The following is a 24,059-nucleotide window of genomic DNA, read 5'->3' as shown; positions in this document are numbered from 1 at the left end:
AATTCATATGCAAATAGATTAAGAGGTTTAATTATAGATGAGTATATCTAGGGGTATATATAATGAATTGATATATAGAATAGGAGAAAATATGGGAATAACATGTATTTTAATACTAATAATTATTGTTTTAATAGCTGTTATTATAGGATATAAAAGAGAGTTTAGAAGAATAAGTAAGCAAATTAATAATAATTTAGATGAATATGCAAATATAAAAACAAAATCTGTAGACAAGGATATAGAGTATTTAGTTGAAAATATAAATTTGATTTTTGATTCTAAACAAAGAATTGTTGCAGAAAAGAATAAGAACGAAGAAGAATTAAGAGCTAGTATAGCTAATATGTCACATGATTTAAGAACACCATTAACATCAATAATGGGATATTTGCAAATGGAAAGATTAGAAGAAGTATCGGAAGAGGAAAAAAATGAGTATATAGATATTGTAGAAAATAGAACAAAATCATTACAACAGCTTATTAGTAGTTTTTACGATTTATCTAGAATAGAAGGAAATGAGTATAACTTTAATTATAAAAAGGTAAATTTAAAAAACATATTATGCGAAAATATAGCCGCATTTTACAATGATTTTATTAATAATAATATTAATCCGATTATTGAAGTAGATGAGAATATTAGAGATATTATATCAGATGAAGGAGCTATTACAAGAATTTTTACTAATTTAATAGGAAATATAATTAAACATGGTGAAAGTTATGTAAAAATTACTTTAAAACAAAAGGATGATGTAATAATAACAGAGTTTATTAACAAAACAACAGATTTAACGGAAGAAAATGTGGATAAATTATTTAAGAGATTCTATACTGTGGATAAATCAAGAAGTGATAGAAATACAGGATTAGGGTTGTATATAACTAAGGTCTTAGTAGAAAAATTGGGATATAGTATAAATGCCACTTTAAAAAATGAAGAATTAATAATACGAATTTTATGGAAATAAGATAAAAATAGTTATAATCAATGTAAGCAAATTTAATGAAAAATTATTTGCTTGTATTTTTTTATAAACAGATGATATACAAGAAATAAATATTATTGAGACTTTAAGTAAATATGTTGGATAATGCAAAGGTATAAAAACCAAATTATAATCGTATAAATATTAATCATGAAATTTATTGACAATAAATTTCAATAAACCTAAAATATAATAAAGAGAATATTTGTTCGGGATTAAAGAAAAGAAATTATGACAAAAATAAAATAATGAAGTATATCGAAGAGGGTAGAAAAATGAAAGATAAGATTATAGTAAAAGGTGCAAGAGTACATAATTTAAAAAATGTTTCTCTAGAAATTCCTAGAGATAAATTAATAGTATTTACTGGATTATCAGGTTCAGGTAAATCTTCTTTAGCATTTGATACATTATATGCAGAAGGGCAAAGAAGATATGTTGAGTCTTTATCAGCATATGCAAGACAATTTTTAGGGCAAATGAATAAGCCTGATGTAGATTATATTGAAGGTTTATCACCAGCAATATCAATAGATCAAAAAACAACTAGCAAAAATCCAAGGTCTACAGTTGGAACAATTACTGAAATTTATGATTATTTAAGATTATTATATGCAAGAATAGGAATTCCACATTGTCCTAAGTGTGGAAAGGTAATAAGCAAGCAGTCTGTGGATCAAATTGTGGATCAAGTAATGGCACTTGGGGATAAAACTAAAATTCAAATTTTAGCTCCAATAATTAGAGGGAAAAAAGGGACGCATGAAAAAGTTTTAGATAATATAAAGAAAAATGGATATGTAAGAGCTAGGGTTGATGGAGAAATATATGAGTTAGCTGAAGAGGATATAAAGCTTGAAAAGACTAAAAAGCATAATATTGAAGCTGTTATAGATAGACTTATTATAAAAGAAGGCATGGAAGGAAGATTAAGTGATTCATTAGAAGCGGCATTAAGATTAGCAGAAGGATTAGTAATTATAAACGTAATTGGCGATAAAGATATATTATTTAGTGAAAATTTTGCATGTGCTGATTGTGGAATTAGTATACAAGAATTTGAGCCGAGAATGTTTTCATTTAATGCCCCATATGGAAAATGTGATAAATGTGATGGCTTAGGAACTTTAATGGAAATAGATCCAAACTTAGTTATTCCAAATAAGAACCTAAGTGTTATGGAAGGTGCTATAGCAACATGGGGAGAAGGGAGGTTAAAGGAAGATTCATGGACGTATGCAATATTACAAGCCTTAAGCAAAGAATATGATTTGGATTTAAATAAGCCAATAAAGGAGTTATCTAAAGAACATTTATATTTATTATTATATGGAACTGATGGGCATAAATTATCAATAACATATACTAAGGATGGAGTAAAAGGATTATATTCTTATTCATATGATGGAGAAATTAATTCATTAATAAAAAGATATAAGGAAACTAATTCAGATGTTATAAAGAATGAAATAGAACAATACATGAGCAATAAGGCATGTCCAAAATGTAAAGGAGCAAGACTTAATAATGAAGTTTTAGCAGTTACAGTTGGTGGTAAAAATATATATGAATTTACTAAGATGCCAATTAAGGAAGAACTTGAGTTTATAAGTTCAATTACACTATCTGAAAAAGAAAGAATTATAAGTGGTCAAATAGTAAAGGAAATAAGAAGTAGGTTAGAATTCTTAGTTAATGTTGGATTAGATTATTTAAATCTTTCAAGAAGTTCAGGAACTCTTTCTGGTGGAGAAGCACAAAGAATAAGACTTGCAACACAAATTGGATCAGCATTGATGGGAGTGTTATATATATTAGATGAGCCAAGTATTGGATTACATCAAAGAGATAATGATAAGTTGATTCAAACATTAAAAAACTTAAGGGAGGTAGGAAATACTGTTATAGTTGTTGAACATGATGAAGATACTATGAGGGAAGCTGATTATATAGTAGATATAGGGCCAAGGGCAGGAGAACATGGTGGTCAAATAATTGCAGCAGGACCAGTTAATGAAATTATGGCATGTAAGGAATCAATTACAGGTCAATACTTAACAGGAGAAAAATCAATTAAAGTTCCTGAAGAAAGAAGAAAAGGTAATGGAAACTTTATTACTGTAACTGGGGCCAAAGAAAATAATCTTAAAAGCTTAAATGTTAAATTTCCTTTGGGAGTATTAACAATGGTTACAGGTGTTTCAGGCTCAGGTAAAAGTACTTTAGTAAATGAAATATTATATAAAGGTTTAAATAAGATAGTAAATAAAAGTAAAAATCCAACAGGAACTTATAAAGAAATAACAGGATATGAAAATATAGATAAAATTATAGATATTGATCAAAGCCCTATAGGAAGAACACCACGTTCCAACCCAGCAACATATACAGGTACATTTGATATAATAAGAGAATTATTTTCACAAACACCAGAAGCTAAAATGAGAGGATATAAGCCAGGAAGATTTAGTTTTAATGTAAAAGGTGGAAGATGTGAAGCTTGTTCAGGAGATGGAATTATAAAAATAGAAATGCAGTTCTTATCTGATGTATATGTTCCTTGTGAAGTTTGTAAAGGAAAAAGATACAATAGGGAAACTCTTGAAGTTAAGTATAAGGGAAAAAATATAGATGATGTTTTAAATATGACTGTTGAAGAAGCTTTAGAGTTTTTTGAAAATATTCCAAGAATAAAAAATAAGATTCAAACATTAAAGGATGTAGGATTAGGATATATTAGATTAGGTCAACCATCAACTCAATTATCAGGTGGAGAAGCTCAAAGAATTAAACTTGCATTTGAATTATCAAAAAGAAGTACAGGAAAGACATTATATATTTTAGATGAACCAACAACAGGACTTCATGTAGATGATGTAAATAGATTAGTTGAAATATTACAAAGACTAGTTGATGCAGGAAATACTGTTATTGTTATAGAACATAATTTAGATATGATAAAATGTGCAGATTATATAATAGATTTAGGACCAGAAGGTGGAGATAAAGGTGGTACTTTAGTAGCACAAGGAACACCAGAAAAAATTGTCGAAAATAATAACTCTTATACTGGTAGATATCTTAAGAAGTTATTAAGATAAATTAAGATGGCTTGTTATTTTTTACAATAAGATTTAATATATAATGGTAAATATTCATTAGTTTGAGGTGAAGGTATGAGTTTTGGAAAGTTATTTACTTTTGTATTTGGTATAATTTTTATAATTTTATTATATGTAATTATATATTATGCATTAAAAATAATGTATAAAGATGTTAAGACAGGTGGTAAGGCTAAAAATAATAACTCAGGAATAAGATATGGAATTGAAGTTATTCAAACAGGTGTTAATTCTACACTGGAGCAGGGCGCGGTAGTTCCTATAAGGGGAATTATTACATTAGGAAGAAAAGCAGAAAATACAATAGTATTAACAGAGCCTTTTGTATCAGGTAATCATGCAAGGATATATGCTAAAAATAATAATTTATATGTTGAAGATTTAAATAGTACAAATGGTGTATATGTAAATAATGAAAGAATTGAAGAAAAATATAAGCTTATTGCTGATGATGAAGTAAAAATAGGAAGTGCAATTTTTAAGGTTTTAAAATCAGGTAAGTAAAACTCTAAATTTATGATTTAGATAGTTGAACTTATATCTTAGACATTAAGAAAAGATGTTTTAGTAATAATTTAGAGGTGAGGATATGAAAGCAAAAAAGCGAGAAAAAAGATTACTAAATTTAGTATATCTGCTATGCTTACTACTTTTCACAGCATTAGGCTTTTTACAACAGCCTTTTGATAAATTTGCATTAATAATGGGAGTAGTCTTATGTGTATTAATAGGCTATTCCCACTTTATAGTTAGAAGATTTTATCCAGATGGAGATAAATTTATTTTAATTTTTGCAAGTGTGTTAGCAGTAGTAGGAGTAGCAATGTTATATAGAATAAATCCAAATACAGCTATTAAACAGCTTATATGGATAGCACTTGGGATAATTGGTTATATATTAATAGTTGTAATATTGCCGGATTTAAAAAGTTTTGCAAAATATAAAAATGTATATATGATAATAACATTGGTATTAATGCCATTAGCTTTAATATTTGGTACAGAACAGTTTGGTGCAAAAAACTGGATATTAATAGGGCCAATTTCTTTTCAGCCATCAGAATTTGCTAAAATAGCATTAGTTTTATATTTAGCAGCAGCATTGGCTACATATGAATCTAAAAAAAGTTTCAAGGAAGAAGTTAAACAATTATTTCAACCAGCATTAGTTGCAGGTTTTTCAATGGGATGTATGGTATTACAAAGAGATTTAGGGAGTGCATTAATATTCTTTGGGATATCAATAACTTTACTTTATGTTGCAACATCAAAGAAAAAGTATGTTTTTACAGCTTTAGGATTAGCAGCAATAGGTTCTGTTGCAGGTTATACAATGTTTGGTCATGTAAGGGAAAGAGTTATGATTTGGCGTGATCCATGGAAATATGCATTAGGATCATCATATCAAATAGTTGAAGGAATGTATTCTATTGCAGCTGGAGGACTTTTTGGGGTTGGATTAGGTCAAGGACACTTTCAAAACTTACCTGTAAAAGAAAGTGATATGATTTATGCAATTATATGTGAAGAATTTGGAATAATTTTTGCAATTGGATTAATGATAATATACTTCTTATTATTTTATAGGGGTATAAGAGCTGCCTTTGTAACAAAGGATAGTTATTCACAATTAATAGCTGTAGGATTTAGTACAATGATAGCATGTCAAACATTAGTTATAATAGGAGGAATATTTTCAGTTATTCCATTAACAGGTATAACATTGCCTATTATAAGTTATGGTGGTTCATCAGTATTGACTATATTCTTTGCATTAGGAATATTACAAAAAATATCGGAGGAGGCATAGGATATGAATGATTTAGCAAAAAGTGTTAAGAATGTAATGACTGTTTTTTTAGTACTATTTATAGCATTGATATCCTATATTGCATATTTTCAGCTAATTAAAAGCCCTAAAATTAATGAAATGGCAAGTAATACAAGGGTTATAGCTAAAAAGAATGAAGTTTTAAGAGGAACTATTTATGATAGAAATGAAACAGCATTAACTACAAGTGAAAGATTAAATGAAACTTCACAAAAAAGGGATTATTTATATGATGGACTATATGTTCATGTATTAGGATATACAAGTGCTGTATATGGAAAAACTGGTTTAGAAGAAGAATATGATAGTGAGTTAACAACTTATAATGCAATTGGAAATAACTTTAGAAAATTTTTAGATTCTATTGATGTTAAGGGATTAATAGAAGATATAAAAAATGATAAAAAAAGCACAGGAAGTTTTAATTTTGCTTCTAATTTTAAAACATTTAAGGATAAAATAAATTTTAATTTATTAGAAGAAGAAGAAAATAAAGTAGGTAATGGTGTTATAACTACTTTAGATACTACACTTCAACAAGTTGCATCCGATGCATTAGGAAGTAATAAGGGAGCTGTAGTTGCTTTAAATCCTAAAACAGGAGAAATATTAGCAATGGTATCAAATCCAATATTTAATCCTAATAATTTAGCTGAAGAAATGAAAGCTGCTAATAGTGGAAGTGCAGATAACTCACCATTAATAAACAGAGCAATTAATGGACTTTATCCGCCAGGGTCTGTATTTAAAACTGTTACATTAACAAGTGCATTAGAAAATATGCCATCAGTAGCTAATAGAACTTTTCAGGATGATGGAAAAATTAAATTTCCAGATGGCAGAAGTTTAAGTAATTTTGGAAATAATGTTTATGGATCATTAAGTTTAAAGCAATCATATAAGGTATCAAGTAATGTTGTATTTGGGACATTAGCAATGGAATTAGGAAATAATAAATTAAAATCTACAGCTGAAGATTTTGGATTTAATTCTGTAATAACAGGACCAGGTGTTTCTATAACAGCAAGTAGATTTCCAACGTTAGATAGTTCTGAAGTTGGGAATATAGCACAAAGTGGTATAGGACAAAGTAGTATTTTATCAACGCCTATGCAAATGGCATTAGTTGCAGCAACAGTAGCTAATGATGGTATAATGATGCAACCAAAGCTTGTAAATACAATAGTTGATAAAGATAAGAATGTTATTAAATCTATAGATAACAAAGAATTAAAGAAAGTTATGTCTAGTGATATAGCACAAACAGTTCAAGATTATATGTTAAATGTAGTAAATAGCAATTTAAGTAAATGGCCAGCATTTAAAGGAACTAATGCTGGAGGAAAAACTGGAACAGCTGATTATACTTTACCAGATGGAAGTGAAGCAACTCCACATAGTTGGTTTATATCAGTAGCTCCAATGAATGATCCTAAAATAGCAGTTGCAGTAATTGTTGAAAATGGAGGAACAGGTTCAGGAAAGGCTGCAACAGTTGCAAGTAAAGTAGTAAGACAATGGGTCTTAGGTGATTAAATTTTAAATAAATCCTTCAATAAAGGAAATTTCTATAATAGGAGTTAAGGGGGAAGTAAGCATATTTAGTAAGTAACTAAAAAGATAATTTGCTTATTACCTTTTAACTCTTATTTATTAATATAATTAAAACTAAAGAAAGGAGTGTGCAAATAATGTTTGATTTTGAATATCATATAAAGAATTTACCAGATAAGCCTGGTGTATATTTAATGAAAAATTCTTTGGGTGAAGTAATTTATGTTGGAAAAGCAAAGGTTTTAAAAAATAGAGTAAAAAGTTATTTTCAAAAATCTAAAAACCATTCAGAAAAAGTAAAAGTAATGGTAAAAAATATTGCTGAATTTGAGTATATTGTTACAGATTCTGAAATGGAAGCATTAATTTTAGAATGTAATTTAATAAAAAAGTACAGTCCTAAGTATAATATTTTGTTAAAGGATGATAAATTTTATCCTTTTATAAAGATAACTGTAAATGATGATTATCCAAGAGTATTTGTTACGAGAAGATTTGCAAAGGATGGAAGTAAATATTTTGGGCCATATACAAATGGAAGTGCCGTTTATGAAACACTTGATTTAATATATAAGATATTTCCTTTGAGAAATTGTAAATTAGTAATAAAAGAAAATTGTGAAAAGGTTAGACCCTGTTTAAATTATCATATAAAAAAGTGCCTTGGGCCATGTGGAGGGCATATTAGTAAAGAAGAATATGGGAAAATGATTAATGATATAATAGATATTTTAAGTGGAAAAGAAACATATATTACTAAAATGCTTAAATCTGATATGGAAAAGGCTGCGGAAGAACTAGAATTTGAAAAAGCTGCATCATTGAGAGACAAAATATTATCTATAAATGCAATAGCAGAAAAACAAAAGATATTTAAAACCATGGAAGGTGATGAAGATTTCATCAATATAGAACAAGATGAAAAAGATAGTTGTATTCAAGTATTTTTCTCAAGGGATGGAAAGGTAATTGGAAGAGAGCATTTTATATTTGAAAACACAGCAAATGAAAGCATTGGTGAAATAATAGAAGATTTTATAGGATCATTTTATGGAGGAACAGCTAAAATTCCTAAAACAATATATGTTCCACAAATTGATAATTTTGACTTAATGGAAGAATATTTAACAATAAAAAGAGGGGCAAAAGTGTGGATTAAGGTGCCTCAAAAGGGGCAAAAAAAAGAAATGCTTGAAATGGTTAAAAACAATGCAAGAATTACTTTAGAAAAGTTTAAAGATAAATATTTAAAGGATAAAGAAATCAACAGAATTTCATTATTAGAGCTTCAAGACTTGTTAGAATTAGAAGAATGTCCACAAAGAATAGAAGCTTATGATATTTCCAATATACAAGGGGTTGATTCTGTTGGAACAATGATTGTATTTGAAGAAGGAAGAGCTAAAAATAGTGATTATAGGAGATTTAAAATAAAAACTGTTAAGGGTGCAAATGATTATGATAGTATGCGTGAAATATTGACTAGAAGATTTAATCATGGATTAGATGAAATTAAGGCAATTCAGCAAAGAGATTTAAAGTTATCAGCAGGTAAGTTTTCAACGTTTCCTGATTTAATAATGATGGATGGTGGAAAAGGACAGGTTAATGTTGCATTAGAAGTCTTACAATCTTTAAATATAGATATTCCTGTTTGCGGATTAGTTAAAGATGATAAACACCAAACAAGAGGAATTATATATAATAATAATGAACTTATTATTAATAAAAGCTCAAATTTAATGCAATTAATTAGAAGAATACAAGATGAAGTTCATAGATTTGCTATAACTTATCATAGAAGCTTAAGAGATAAGAGAACATTACATTCTGTTTTAGATGATATACCTTATGTTGGTGAAAAGAGAAGAAGGGCATTATTGATGAAATTTGGAAGTGTTGATAATATAAAGAAAGCATCAATGCAAGAGTTATTAGAAACACAATCAATTGATAAAAAATCAGCAGAAAGTATTTATAATTATTTTAATGGTAATAATTAAGAATAAATCACTTGTTTAATAGTATAAATTAATTTATACTATTAAATTGTAAATATTTTATAATTTTAAGGAGCTTATCATGAATAAATACAACAAATTTGTAGGATTATTTAATGAATTTTACGATATAAATGATATTAAAATAGATGAAAAATTAAGTGAATATGTTAATTTTAAAGTTGGAGGACCAGCAGATATATTATTAATTCCAAATTCAAAGGAGCAAGTAATTAAAAGTATTAAAATTTGCAAGGAAAATAATATTCCTTTTTACTTAATTGGAAATGGTTCTAATATATTAGTTAGAGATGGTGGTTTTAGAGGAGTTGTACTTTCATTAAAGAATGTTAAAAACATTTATGTTGATGGAGAAAAGATAGAAGCTGAATGTGGAGTTATGTTAAAAGAAGTTTCAGATAAGGCTATAGAAAATTCATTAACTGGTTTTGAATTTGCATGTGGAATTCCAGGAACTATAGGTGGAGCTGTATTTATGAATGCTGGAGCTTATGATGGAGAAATATCAAAAGTAATTGAAAGTGCTGAAGTTATAGATGAAAATTGCAATATCATAAGACTTTCAAGAGAAGAATTAGATTTTGGATATAGATCATCATTAGTAATGAAAAAAGGATATACAGTATTATCAGCTGTATTTAAATTAGAAAAGGGTCAAGTAAAGACAATAAAGGAATTAATAGAAGATTTAACTAACAAAAGGGAATCAAAGCAACCACTTGAATATCCATCAGCAGGAAGTACGTTTAAGAGACCAACTGGATATTTTGCAGGAAAGCTTATTCAAGATGCTGGATTAAAGGGATATTCAATAGGTGGAGCAGCTGTTTCAGAAAAGCATTCTGGATTTGTAATAAATAAGGGAAATGCAACAGCTAAGGATATAACTGATTTAATAAAACATATACAAGATGAAGTTAAAAAGCAATTTGGAGTTGATCTTCATCCTGAAGTTAGAATTATTGGAGAAGAATAAAAAGTATTAGGGGAATACACAATATAAGTTTTTATAAATGTGTATTCCTATTTTTTAACTTGAAATATAAGATGTGTTTATTATTATATGACCTTGGTATATAATAACAATGAGTGCTTATAAAAAGGTATAATATATAAGTTGAATATTATTAAAATTGATAGTTTGGAGGTATTATATGAGATTTATTATAGTTACAGGATTATCAGGTGCTGGTAAATCAGAAGCAACTAAAAGTTTAGAGGATATGGGATATTTTTGCGTAGATAACCTTCCACCAACATTAATAACAAAATTTGCAGATGTATGTTTGCAAAGTGATGGAAAGATAAATAAGGTTGCATTAGTAATTGATATAAGAGGTGGGGTATTCTTTAATGATTTATTCCAAAGTTTAAAAGAATTAGAAAAGCAACAATTTAAGTATGAAATATTATTTTTAGATGCTTCTGATGAAGTATTAGTAAAAAGATTTAAAGAAAAAAGAAGAAGTCATCCGTTATCAGGTGGTGGAAGAGTTATAACTGGCATTGAGCTTGAAAGAAATAAATTAAGGGAAGTTAAAGATAAATCAGATATAATTATAGATACATCGAAGTATAAAATTGGTGATTTAAGAGAAGAAATGACTAAATATTTTGGAGATGAAAAAATTCCAGAAAAGCAAATGTCAATTACAGTATTGAGTTTTGGATTTAAATATGGAATACCTGTTGATTCAGATTTAGTTTTTGATGTTAGATTTATACCAAATCCATTTTACATACCAGAATTAAAGCCATTTTCAGGATTAGATGCACCTGTTAGGGATTATGTACTTGGGCAAGATGAAACTAAAGAGTTTTTAGGTAAACTAACTGATATGCTAGAATTCTTAATTCCAAACTATAAAAAGGAAGGAAAAAGACAACTTATTATTGCAATAGGATGTACTGGAGGAAGACATAGATCAGTTGCAATAGCAAATGAAATATATCAAAACTTACATGAAAAAAATTATGATGTTTATATAGAACATAGAGATATTAAAGAGGATGTTCATAAAGGGGATAAAAAACTATGATAATGGATTTTTTCATGAAGCCTGGAACCAAAATTAAAAGGTGGATATTTCTAGGGGGCATTGGTATGATTTTATCAGTAATAGGTATAGTTGAGATTTTTTCAAACCATGAGCATAATTTATCAATTAAGTTATTATACTTATTTTTAACTTTTATAGGATTGGTAATGATTTATATATCAGTATCTGAATTTATAAAATCTTTTATTTCGTTAATAAATAATGAAAAGATAAAAATAACTATTAATGATAAAAGTATTGAAGATTTAGTTGAGGAAAAAAGAGTTCATGTAGGTGGTCCTAAAATTGTTGTTATTGGCGGGGGGACTGGTTTATCTACAATGTTAAGAGGACTTAAGTTATATACTAATAATATAACAGCAATAGTAACAGTTGGAGATGATGGAGGAGGTTCAGGAAAGCTTAGAGCAGACCTTGGAATGCTTCCTCCAGGTGACATACGTAACTGTATTTTGGCATTAGCTGATACAGAGCCTATAATGGAAGATTTACTTCAATATAGATTTACAGAAGGTTCTTTAAAGGGACAAAGCTTTGGTAATTTATTTTTAGCTGCTATGGATGGAATAAGTGATAGTTTTGAATCAGCAGTTCAAAAGATGAGCTCAGTACTTGCTGTAACAGGAAAGGTATTACCTGTTACTCTTGATGATATGAAGCTTATAGCAGAGCTTGAAAATGGAAATATAGTAGAGGGTGAATCTATAATTCCAGATAAAGTAGTTAAGCAAAAAAGTAAAATAAAAGAGCTTAGAATAAATCCTAAAAAGGCACTGCCACTATTAGATGCATTAATGGCAATTAACGAAGCTGATGCAATAGTAATGGGGCCAGGAAGTCTTTATACTAGCATAATACCTAATCTTTTAGTTGAGGATATTGTTGAATGTATAAATAAAAGTGATGCAATTAAGATTTATATTTCTAATGTAATGACTCAACCAGGAGAAACAGATAATTTTGCAGTATCTGATCATATAAAAACATTAATGAAGTATAGCGGTAAAAATAGTATTGAATATGTCATTGCAAATAATGGGACGATTCCTAATGAAATAAAAGAAAGATATTTAAAAGAAGGTTCCGAATTAGTTGAATTAGATTATGAAAATATAAAAGGGTTAGGTGTTGAGATTGTGGAAACAGATTTAGTTAAAATAACTAAGGGATATGTAAAGCATGATTCAGAACATTTAGCGCAAGTTTTAATGACAACTATACTTGATAAAAAGTTATTATATGATAAAAAAAGGATTATGGAATATATGTATGTTTCCCAAAAAATAAAGAAAAATTAAATTTAAGGGTTAGTATAAGTAAGCTAAGTTTAGTTAATGGACAAGAGTTTGCTATACTAACTTTTTATATATTTTAAAATGTTAGTATAAGTTTAATTGTAAGTAAGGCAATAATATAAAATATCAAATTTAACAATAAATATTTAATTTATTTAGCAAATATTATTAAAAAAACTATAATTAGCATTAACAATTTTCCAATATTATAGTATGATACATACGGCACAGTTTATGATATAATAATAGATATATTTATAGTTAGTTAGGAGAAAAAATTTATGTCGTTTTCAGCGAAAGTAAAAGGAGAAATATGCAGATATACAGATATATCTAAGGAGGAAGCATTAGCAGAGCTTTCAGCAATAATGAAAGGTAGTGGAACAATAGGATTTAGTGGAAAAGGTCTTAGCTTTAGAATTACAACAGAAAATCCAGCTTCAGCAAGACATATATTCACTATACTAAAGGAACACTTTGATATACATTCTAAATTAATGGTTAAGAAGAGCAATTCATTAAAGAAGAATAATATTTATATGGTTTTAATAGATGAAGAGATGGGGGTTAGGGATTTACTTCAGGAAACAGGAATTTTCAAAGAAATAGATGGAGTACTAACTATTGATTATAAAATTGACCCGGAAATGGTAAAGACTGAGGAGTATAAGAAGGCCTATATAAGGGGAGCTTTTATTGGTGGTGGAAGTGTAACTAATCCTGAAAAGACATATCATTTAGAGTTTGTAACTCATAGTGAAGAATATGCAATTGATTTATGTAAGCTAATTAATTCTTTTGGATTAAATTCTAAGGTTATTCAAAGAAAAAATAGTTTTATAATATATATCAAAGAAGGTGAACAAATAGTTGACCTTTTAAATATAGTAGGAGCTCATACTTCATTACTTGAATTAGAAAATATAAGAATAATGAAGGAAATGAGAAATAATGTAAATAGACTTGTTAATTGTGAAACGGCTAATTTAAGTAAAACAGTTAATGCTGCAGTTAGACAGGTTGAAAGTATAAAACTTATTCAAAGTAGTATAGGACTTCAAAGGTTGCCTAAAAATCTTCAAGAAGTTGCAGAGCTTAGATTAAGTTATCCTGATGAATCACTTAAGGAATTAGGAGAAATGCTAGATCCTCCAGTAGGTAAATCAGGAATAAATCATAGATTAAGAAAAATAGAAAAAATAGCTGAAGAAATAAGAAGCGGAAACTATTAGTTAGTTAGGAGTTAGTAGTGAGTAGTTAGGAGTTAAGGAGAAAATTCAGTTTAAGAAGTATTCAGTTTCAAGTTTCAAGTGGCAACTGACAAGTGAGAAGTTGCAAGTTGCAAGTTAAGGAAAAATTTCATCTAAGCTGAATTTTAGAAAATATAATTTAAAGAAATTCCTTACGGAATTTCATCCACAACTACTAACTCTAAACTCCAAACTAATTTAAACGGGGGTGTTTTATTGGAAAAGAAAAAGTTCTGTCATCTTCATTTACATACTGAATATAGCTTGCTTGATAGTTCGGCTAAGATTAAAAAGGTTATTAGTAGGGCAAAAGAGCTTGGAATGGAAAGCATAGCTATTACTGATCATGGTGTTATGTATGGTTGTGTTGCATTTTACAAAGAGGCTATAGCACAGGGAATTAAGCCTATACTTGGATGTGAAGTATATGTAGCTGGAAAGTCAATGAATATTAAAATTAATGATAAGGATAATGGTACATATCACTTAGTATTATTGGTAAAAAATGAAGTTGGTTATGAAAATCTAATGAAAATAGTATCAGCAGCATCAATTCATGGATTTTACTATAAGCCGAGAGTCGACCATGATTTCTTAAGAAAGCATAGTGAAGGCTTAATTGCATTAAGTGCTTGTCTTGGTGGAGAAGTACAAAAAAATTTATTAAATGATGACTATGAAAAGTCAAAAGAAGTTGCCTTAATGTATAAGGATATTTTTAAAGATGGTTTTTATTTAGAAATACAAGACCATGGAATGGAGGAGCAAAGAAAGGTTACAGAGGGTAATATTAAATTATCTAGAGAAACTGGAATTCCTTTAATTGCAACTAATGATGTCCATTATATTAATCAAGAGGATTCAAAGGCACATGATATTTTAATGTGTATTCAAACAGGTAAGACTGTGGAAGATCAAAATAGAAGAAGATATCCTTCAAATCAGTTTTATTTAAAGTCTCCAGAGGAAATGTGGGATATGTTCTCTTATGTTCCTGAAGCATTGGAGAATACAATTAAGATTGCTGATGAATGTAATTTTGATTATGAGTTCCATGTTTCTAAGTTACCTAACTTCCCAGTTCCACAGGAATATAAAACTCACTTTGATTATCTTGAAGAGGTGTGTTTTGAAGGGCTAGTTGAAAGATATGATGTATTTGAGCAATTTAAGGATAAATTAATTAAAGTTCAAGATATAAAGAATTTTGCAGAAACTAATGAGGAAGCAAAGGAATATGTTGATAGATTAAGCTATGAGCTTAGTGTAATTAATCAAATGGGATATGTTGATTATTTCTTGATTACTTGGGATTTTATTAAATATTCAAATGATCATGGTATACCAACTGGTCCAGGAAGAGGATGCTTTCTACCAGGGACAGAAATACTTTTAAGTAATGGTTCAATCAAAAGTATAGAAGATATTAAGATAGGTGATGAAGTTATCACTGCTTATGGTAATTTGCAGTTAGTTGAAAATTTATTAAGATATGATATTAAAGAAAAAATAATAACTATTGAAAGTGCTAATGAAAAAGTTAAGTTAACAAGTGATCATAAAATGTTAGCTATAAAGGCTTCTCAATGTACTAAAGAATGGCAAGATAGAAGTAATCTACCTGTAATATACAAAAAAGGGTGCTCTTTTGAGGAAGGGTGCATTAATAAACCATATGAAGAATATAAGGCTGAATGGATAGAGGCTAATAAGTTAGAAAAAAACGATTTTATACTTTATCCTAGAACAAAAGAGGCTGTAAGTGATATTACATATGATTTATTAGAATATTGTAAGCAAGAAGAACATTTAAGATATGATGAGAATCATATTTGGTACGAAATAGGAAGTAATAATCTTCAAACTAATAAAATAAATAGGTTTATAAAATTAGATGAAGATTTATGTAAATTATATGGATACTTTATATCAGAAGGTTGGACTACTATTAATGAAGATATAAGAGAATATAAATTTGGTTTTGGATTTAATAAAAAAGAAACTGAATATATAGATGATGCAGTTAACTTAGTTAATAAAATATTTGCATTACAAGTAAGGATTGCTGAACATAAAACAAAAGAAGATACATATGTTGAATTTAACTCAAAGGTAATTTCAGAGTTTTTAAGGCAACAATGCAATAAGGGAGCTAATAATAAAAGAATACCTTATGATGTTATAAAAAATACTAGAGATTATAACTTAAAGTTGTTAGTTGCTAATATGTTTAGAGGTGATGGAAGTTATAGTGATATTAATTGTGAGGAAGCATCATTTAGAATTAAATATACTACAACATCAATTGAATTAACTAGACAACTTAGAATGATTCTTGCTAGATTAGGTTACTGGTCTACTTTTAAGACGAGATTTAAAGAGCAGGAGCAAATGAATGATGAGTATTCTGTTTGTATATCTGGAAAGCAGCTTTTAAGATGGAATGATGATTTTGAAAATTATAAAATTCCAGTGAGAGAGCAAAAGTTTTATAGAAATGATAGTTTTTATATGGATGATGATTATTTCTATATAAAAATTAAGAATAAAACAGAAGAAGAGTATACTGGAAAAGTATATGATTTATCTGTGCCAGGGGATACGTCATATGTTGCAAATTCAATGGCTGTTCATAATAGTGCGGCAGGTTCAATTGTTGCATATACTCTAGGAATAACAAAAATAAATCCGATAAAGTATAGCTTACTTTTTGAGAGATTTTTAAATCCTGAAAGAGTAAGTATGCCTGATATAGATTCGGATTTTTGTTATGAAAGAAGACAGGAAGTAATTGATTATGTTGTTGATAAATATGGAGTTAATAATGTATCTCAGATAATTACCTTTGGTACAATGGCTGCTAGGTTGTGTTTAAGAGACGTAGGAAGAGCTATGAACTATTCATATGCAGAAGTAGACAGGATAGCTAAAATGATTCCTACAATGCTTGGAATAACAATAGAAAAGGCATTAGATTTAAATCCGGAGCTTAAAGCAGCATATGAAAATGAAGATAGATTAAAAACATTAATAGATGTTAGTAAAACTCTAGAAGGGTTACCAAGGCATTCATCAACTCATGCGGCTGGTGTAGTTATAGCATCAAAGCCATTAGTTGAATATGTGCCACTTCAAAGAAATGAAGATATGATAGTAACCCAATTTGATATGACAACATTAGAGGAGCTTGGTCTTTTAAAGATGGATTTCCTTGGATTAAGAACTTTAACAGTTATGAGTGATACTGTTAAGATGATTAAAGAAAATAGAGGAATAGACATCGATTTAGATAAAATAGATTTTGAAGATAAAAATGTTTATAACATGATTGGTGAAGGAAAAACAGCTGGTGTATTCCAATTAGAATCCCCAGGAATGACATCATTCATGAAGGAGCTTAAACCCGACTGTTTGGAAGATATTATAGCTGGAATATCCTTATATAGACCGGGACCAATGTCAGAAATCCCAAGGTATATAGAGGGTAAGAGAAATAAAGATAGTGTGCATTATGAGACGCCAGAACTTGAAAATATACTGGATGTTACATATGGAGTAATGGTATATCAAGAGCAAGTTATGCAAATAGTTAGAGATCTAGGGGGATACTCCTTAGGTAGAAGTGATATGGTTAGAAGAGCCATGTCAAAGAAAAAGCACAGTGTTATGGAACAAGAAAGAAAAAACTTTATATATGGAATAGTAGATAAAGATGGTAATGTAGAAGTGCCAGGTTGTTTGAGAAATGGTATAAGCGAAAAGGCAGCAAATGAAATTTTCGATCAGATGATGGACTTTGCTTCGTATGCATTCAACAAATCTCATGCAGCAGCCTATGCAGTAATAGGCTATCAGACAGCATACTTAATGCATTACTATCCAGTAGAAACTATAGCAGCAATGGTTAATTCTGTTATGGGTATAAGTGAAAAAGTAGCACATTACACTAAGTTTGCAGAAAGCTTAGGAATACAAGTGTTACCACCCAATATAAATGAAAGCTATTCAAAGTTTACGGTTAAAGGAAATAGTATAAGGTTTGGTTTGGCAGCAATAAAAAATGTTGGATTAAATGTTGTTGATGGAATAGTTGAAGCAAGAAAAAACAAAGGGAAGTTTGAGTCATTAGTTGATTTTATAAATAAAATAGACTTATCAACAATAAACAAAAGAGCTATAGAAAGCTTAATAAAAGCAGGAGCTTTTGATGAATTTAAAATATTTAGATCAAAATTATTAGCTGTTTATGAAAAATTAATGGATAGTGTAGCTAGTGATAAAAAGAGAAATATTGATGGTCAAATTAGTCTTTTTGGTATGGTAGATGAAAGTATAAGGGAACCAGAGGTAATATATCCTGATATAAAGGAATTTGCTAAAAACAACTTATTATCAATGGAAAAGGAAATGACTGGACTTTATATATCAGGTCATCCATTAGATGAGTATGAAAAGAGCCTAAAGATGATGACATCTACTACAATAGAAACAATATTTCAATCATATGAAGCTATTATGGATGGATTAGGTGAAGATGAACACCTAATTCAAGACAATCAAAGGGTAATATTAGGTGGAATATTAGCAGAAGTAAATCAAAAGGTAACTAGGAATAACTCAATAATGGCATTTTTAAAGTTAGAGGATTTAACAGGTGTTATTGAGGTTGTAGTATTTCCTAAAACATTAGAAAAAACGAGAAATTTAATTAATTTAGACTCAATGGTAATTATTAAAGGTAGAGTAAGTATAAAGGAAGATGAAGAACCAAAGTTAATTTGTGAAAGCATAGAACCATTAGAAAAAATAAATAGTGATAAAGTATATATAAGGGTTGATGATTTGCAAATGGCAAAATTTATGAAATCACAATTGGTAAATATAACTTCTCAATATAAGGGGGATTCAGCATTATATGTTTTTACTGCCAATGATAGAAAAAATTATAGAATGCCACGTGATATGTGGGTAAATTTAAATAGTGAAGTTTTATTTGAATTAAAAAAGATTTTTGGAGAGTCAAATGTTAAAATAGTAGAATAAAATTGTTAAAAAATATTATCTTAATGAAATTATTTTCATAAAGATAATATTTTTTTGAAAATTTGTAAAATCTCACAATGATAATTAATTAAAAAAGAAATTTAAATACAATAAATATAAAATAATCATAAAATAGCAATAGAAAAATGTTAAAAAAATAACAAATAACTAAGTGGATATTAAATTTTTAATGGAAAATTCTCAAAAAAAATGTTAATATAAAATATGTAAAAAGATACAAAGAGAAATAATTTAAAAAAAAATAATTATATAATTTACATAAGATAAGGGCAAAACATACATGTAATAGTGTAAATAAACGATAAATTTAGGCATAAGTATATTTATTTTAGTTGCAATACTATGCGTTTACAAGTAAAATAAAAAAGGTGGTAAAAAGTTTAACAATAAAAGAATAATAAGGAATATTTCAAAGTGTGTGGACATGCAGAGTCCTTAGTAGTTTCAAGGAGGAATATTTTATGAAAAAAATAGCTGTTTTAACAAGTGGTGGAGATGCTCCAGGAATGAATGCTGCAATAAGAGCAGTAGTAAGAACTGCAATACATAATGGTATTGAAGTTATGGGAGTACAAAGAGGATATGCTGGATTAATAAATGGTGAGTTATTCCCAATGAATAGATCATCTGTTTCAGATATAATTCAAAGAGGCGGTACTATTTTAAGAACTGCTAGATGTTTAGAATTTAAACAAGAAGAAGTAAGAAAAGAAGCTGCACAAATTCTTGCAGATAATGGTGTAGAAGCTTTAGTAGTTATCGGTGGAGATGGATCTTTCACTGGAGCTAAATTATTATCAAAATTAGGAGTTAAAACTATAGGTTTACCTGGTACAATTGATAATGACTTAACTTATACTGATTATACAATAGGATTTGATACAGCATTAAATACGGTAGTTGATGCCATAGATAAAATAAGAGATACTTCAACTTCTCATGAAAGAGTTTCTATCGTAGAAGTTATGGGTAGAAATTGTGGAGATATAGCTCTTCATACAGGTGTAGCTTGTGGAGCTGAATATATTATTACACCAGAACAAGGTTACGATAAAGATGAATTATGCAAAGTTATTTTAGAAGGTAAGAAAGCTGGAAAAATGCATAACTTAGTTTTACTTGCTGAAGGTGTTGGTGGAGCTTCTGAATTATCTAAATATATTGAAGATAAGACAGGAATAGAAACAAGAGCAACTGTATTAGGACATATTCAAAGAGGTGGGGCTCCAAGTGCTTTTGATAGAGTATTAGCTTCAAGAATGGGTTCAAAAGCAATTGAGCTTTTAATGGAAGGCAAAACTTCAAAAGTTGTTGGTATAAAAGATAATGAGATTTTTGACCAAGATATAGATGAAGCTTTAGCTTTAGATAGAAGGTTTGATAAAGAATTATATAGAATTTCAGAAGAAATTTCTAAGTAATTTAATTAATATTGCCAATATTTTATTTTAAAATACATTAAATTAGAGATTAAAGGAGAGTTTTTAAATGAGAAAAACTAAAATCATTTGCACTATCGGTCCAGCTAGTGAAAATCCAGAAATATTATCACAAATAATTGAAGCAGGAATGAATGTTTCAAGACACAACTTCTCTCACGGAGATCATGAAGAACATGCAGCGAGAATTAACTTAGTTAAAGAATTAGCTAAAAAGCATAACAAAGAAATCGCTGTTATGTTAGATACAAAAGGACCAGAAATAAGAACTGGTAAATTTGAGCCTAAGAAGGTTGAATTACAAGCAGGAGATAAATTCACTGTACATGCAGGTGGCGATGTTGTAGGTAATACTGAAGAGTGTTCAGTAACTTATGCTGGATTAGCTAATGATGTTAAACCAGGTGACACTATTCTTATCGATGACGGTTTAGTTGGATTAACTGTTGAATCAATTGAAGGAAACAAAATTCACTGTACAGTACAAAATACTGGATTTGTTGCTACTCATAAGGGAGTTAACGTTCCAGGAGTTTCAATTAAGTTACCAGCTTTAACTGAAAAAGATATAGCTGATTTAAAATTTGGTTGTGAAATTGGAGTAAATGCTGTAGCTGCTTCATTCATCAGAAAGGCTTCAGACGTTGAAACAATCAGAAAAATATTAAATGAAAATGGTGGAGAACATATCCAAATCATCTCTAAGATAGAAAACCAAGAAGGTGTTGATAATATTGATGCAATATTAGAAGCTTCTGATGGATTAATGGTTGCTAGAGGAGACCTAGGGGTTGAAATTCCATTTGAAAAATTACCAGCTGTTCAAAAGATGATGATAGAAAAATGTAATGCTGCAGGAAAGCCAGTTGTAACTGCAACTCAAATGTTAGACTCAATGATGAGAAACCCAAGACCAACAAGAGCAGAAGTTTCAGACGTAGCTAACGCTATATTAGATGGAACAGATGCAATCATGTTATCTGGGGAATCAGCTAATGGGGATTGGCCAGTAGAATCAGTTCAAACAATGGCTAGAATAGCTACTGAAACTGAAGAACAATTAAAGTATGAAACTGCAGTTTCTAAGGCTAAATCTCATACTCCAGCTATATCAGGAGTTATTTCAAGAGCTGCTTGCAATGCTGCTAATGAATTAAAGGCTGCTGCAATAGTTTCTTCAACTAAGAGTGGAGCAACTGCAAGAAGAATTTCTCAATGCAGACCAGAATGCCCAATCGTAGCTGTAACTCCAAGTGAAAAAGTTGCTAAGAGCTTAGCATTCTGCTTCGGTGTATATCCAGTAGTTGCAGAAGATCAAAATTCAACAGATGCTATGATGGCTAACGCTACTAAAATAGCTGTTGAAAATGGATTTGCTAACTCAGGAGATACAGTTGTAATAGCTGCTGGTTTAGATCAAGTTGGATCAACTAACCTTTTAAAAGTAAGCATAGTAGAATAATTTGACATAAAAAAAGAAGTGTAGTATTTACACTTCTTTTTTAGTTTATGGGTGTAAATTTGGAGGAGAAGCAATATGGAGTTATTCTCTAGAGATCCCACATATATTGAATAGTAGTTTAAAATGAATAAAATTATGCAAAAGTTAAGTGGACTATATTAAAAAATGCAAGAAAATATATCAAAAATGCTAATAAATATAAAAAGTTAACAAAAAGTTTACAAATAGAGTTGATAAATTAGGGTATAATTGATAATATCACATTAAGTTCGAAAGAATTGAAATGGTAAAGGCAACTGATTCATTATTTGGCACCGAAAGGTGTCTTTTTTTTACATAAAAAAGATATGGTATGTTTATTACAATGGTAGTTTGGTATATAATATTAGTAGTTTGTTAGAATAACATAAGAAGATTGATGGGTGATAAATTTGATAGAAAAGAATAAAGAATATATACTTGATATTGTTTCACAAGGTTATGAAGGTGAAGGTATTGCAAAAATTAATGATACTTTTCCTATATTTATAGAAGGAGCATTAAAGGGTGAAAGAGTTAATGTAAGAATAGTAAAGAGTAAAAAGAATTTTGCATATGGTAAGTTGCTAGAAGTAATAGAACCATCACTAGAAAGATGTGAAGCAAAATGTAGTATACATAAAAGATGTGGTGGATGTAAGTTACAACATTCAACATATAAGGAACAATTAAATTTTAAATTTGAAAGAGTAAAAGATTGCATAACTAAGATAGGGAAACTTGATGAAAGCATAGTACAATTTCCATTAGGCATGGATGAACCATGGAGGTATAGAAATAAGGTTCAATTGCCTATAGGAATGGTAAATGGAGAACTAAAGATAGGATTCTTTGCACCAAGAAGTCATGAAATAATAGACATGGAAACATGCTTAATTCAAGATGAAATTGCTGATAAGGTAGTAGGAATAACTAGAAGTTGGATTAAGAAAAATAATATAAAACCTTATAATATTGATGGAAAATATGATGAAACTGGAATACTTAGGCATATAATGATTAGAAGGGGATTTACAACTAATGAAGTAATGGTTGTGTTAGTTACCAATGGTAGCAAATTGCCTAATAAAGATGAATTTATAAGCTTAATAACAGAAAATATCCCAGGAATTAAAAGTATAGTTCAAAATATTAATTCTAAACCTACAAATGTAATACTAGGCCAAGAATGTATAACTTTATGGGGTGAACCTACAATAAGTGATTATATAGGAGAATTTAAGTTTAATATATCTCCATTATCATTCTTCCAAGTAAACCCCATTCAAACAGAAGTTCTATATAACAAGGCACTTGAATATGCAGGATTAACAGGAGATGAAACAGTATTTGATGCATATTGTGGTACAGGGACAATAACTCTTTTCTTATCACAAAAGGCTAAAAAAGTTTATGGTGTAGAAATTATTCCACAAGCTATTGAAAATGCAAATATAAACGCAAAAGAAAATAATGCTAATAATGTTGAATTCTTTGTTGGAGAATCAGAAGTTGTTATACCTGATTTAATAAATAAAGGAATAAAAGCTGATGTGGTTGTTGTAGATCCTCCTAGAAAGGGTTGTGATGTTAAATTATTAAATGCTATAACTAACATAGATGCTAAAAAAATAGTATATGTAAGCTGTGATCCAAGTACATTAGCTAGAGATTTAGCTATTTTAGAGGGAAATGGATATAAAACAGTAAAAGTTCAACCAGTTGATATGTTTCCACATACAGCACATATTGAGAACGTAGCTTTACTTATCAAGTAACGATAGTGACTAAGATAAGTATTTAACACGTTCAATGCAAGAGATGTCAAAGATACTTAAGGAAACAACTTTGAAAGAAAATAAGAAATAATTGATAAAAAATTTATATTAGAAGACTAGATATTTAGACGCAATAAGGAGTGAAAAATAATTTCTTAAGGCGTCTTTTTT

At 28.9% G+C, this 24,059-nt stretch carries 14 protein-coding genes; all 14 read left to right on the top strand.

Annotated elements, in window-relative coordinates; translation table 11 throughout:
• Positions 1–37 precede the first annotated feature (37 nt).
• A complete protein-coding gene (locus ACUN06_RS12530; RefSeq protein ID WP_449389911.1) occupies positions 38–976 on the top strand; it encodes a sensor histidine kinase in 939 nt (312 codons plus the stop codon).
• A 293-nt stretch (positions 977–1,269) separates the two neighbouring features.
• Positions 1,270–4,095 (top strand): excinuclease ABC subunit UvrA, encoded by a 2,826-nt coding sequence (uvrA, locus tag ACUN06_RS12525; protein ID WP_449389910.1) that lies wholly within the window; start codon positions 1,270–1,272, stop codon positions 4,093–4,095.
• A 75-nt stretch (positions 4,096–4,170) separates the two neighbouring features.
• On the top strand, positions 4,171–4,620 hold the full coding sequence (locus ACUN06_RS12520; protein WP_294161281.1) for an FHA domain-containing protein: 450 nt from the start codon (positions 4,171–4,173) through the stop codon (positions 4,618–4,620).
• Between the two features lie 85 nt (positions 4,621–4,705).
• A complete protein-coding gene (locus ACUN06_RS12515) occupies positions 4,706–5,926 on the top strand; it encodes an FtsW/RodA/SpoVE family cell cycle protein (protein ID WP_291731951.1) in 1,221 nt (406 codons plus the stop codon).
• Between the two features lie 3 nt (positions 5,927–5,929).
• Positions 5,930–7,483, top strand: coding sequence for a peptidoglycan D,D-transpeptidase FtsI family protein (locus ACUN06_RS12510; protein ID WP_449389909.1), 1,554 nt, complete (start codon positions 5,930–5,932; stop codon positions 7,481–7,483).
• A 155-nt stretch (positions 7,484–7,638) separates the two neighbouring features.
• Positions 7,639–9,504, top strand: coding sequence for an excinuclease ABC subunit UvrC (gene uvrC, locus ACUN06_RS12505; protein ID WP_449389908.1), 1,866 nt, complete (start codon positions 7,639–7,641; stop codon positions 9,502–9,504).
• Positions 9,505–9,583: 79 nt separating this feature from the next.
• Complete coding sequence (gene murB, locus ACUN06_RS12500; RefSeq protein WP_291735195.1) at positions 9,584–10,498, top strand: UDP-N-acetylmuramate dehydrogenase; 915 nt, start codon at positions 9,584–9,586, stop codon at positions 10,496–10,498.
• A gap of 178 nt (positions 10,499–10,676) precedes the next feature.
• Entirely contained in the window at positions 10,677–11,561 is an 885-nt protein-coding gene (rapZ, locus tag ACUN06_RS12495) for an RNase adapter RapZ (RefSeq protein WP_291735191.1), read from the top strand.
• Positions 11,558–12,880 carry a gluconeogenesis factor YvcK family protein gene (locus ACUN06_RS12490; RefSeq protein WP_449389907.1) on the top strand — a complete coding sequence of 441 codons (1,323 nt, stop codon included), beginning with the start codon at positions 11,558–11,560 and terminating at the stop codon, positions 12,878–12,880. The genes rapZ and ACUN06_RS12490 overlap by 4 nt, the downstream gene beginning before the upstream one ends.
• Positions 12,881–13,158: 278 nt before the next feature.
• Positions 13,159–14,109: a DNA-binding protein WhiA gene (gene whiA / locus ACUN06_RS12485; RefSeq protein ID WP_291735186.1), complete on the top strand. Its 951-nt coding sequence runs from the start codon at positions 13,159–13,161 to the stop codon at positions 14,107–14,109.
• Between the two features lie 234 nt (positions 14,110–14,343).
• Positions 14,344–19,170 carry a DNA polymerase III subunit alpha gene (locus tag ACUN06_RS12480; RefSeq protein WP_449389906.1) on the top strand — a complete coding sequence of 1,609 codons (4,827 nt, stop codon included), beginning with the start codon at positions 14,344–14,346 and terminating at the stop codon, positions 19,168–19,170.
• A 482-nt stretch (positions 19,171–19,652) separates the two neighbouring features.
• Positions 19,653–20,612 (top strand): 6-phosphofructokinase, encoded by a 960-nt coding sequence (gene pfkA / locus ACUN06_RS12475; protein ID WP_291735873.1) that lies wholly within the window; start codon positions 19,653–19,655, stop codon positions 20,610–20,612.
• Positions 20,613–20,679: 67 nt separating this feature from the next.
• A complete protein-coding gene (gene pyk, locus ACUN06_RS12470; RefSeq protein ID WP_440250795.1) occupies positions 20,680–22,092 on the top strand; it encodes a pyruvate kinase in 1,413 nt (470 codons plus the stop codon).
• Between the two features lie 431 nt (positions 22,093–22,523).
• A complete protein-coding gene (gene rlmD, locus ACUN06_RS12465; RefSeq protein WP_331892332.1) occupies positions 22,524–23,888 on the top strand; it encodes a 23S rRNA (uracil(1939)-C(5))-methyltransferase RlmD in 1,365 nt (454 codons plus the stop codon).
• The last annotated feature ends 171 nt before the right edge of the window (positions 23,889–24,059 follow it).

It is taken from the genome of Clostridium sp. ETTB3, from assembly GCF_053571985.1.
This window is presented reverse-complemented; position numbering and strand designations above follow the sequence as displayed.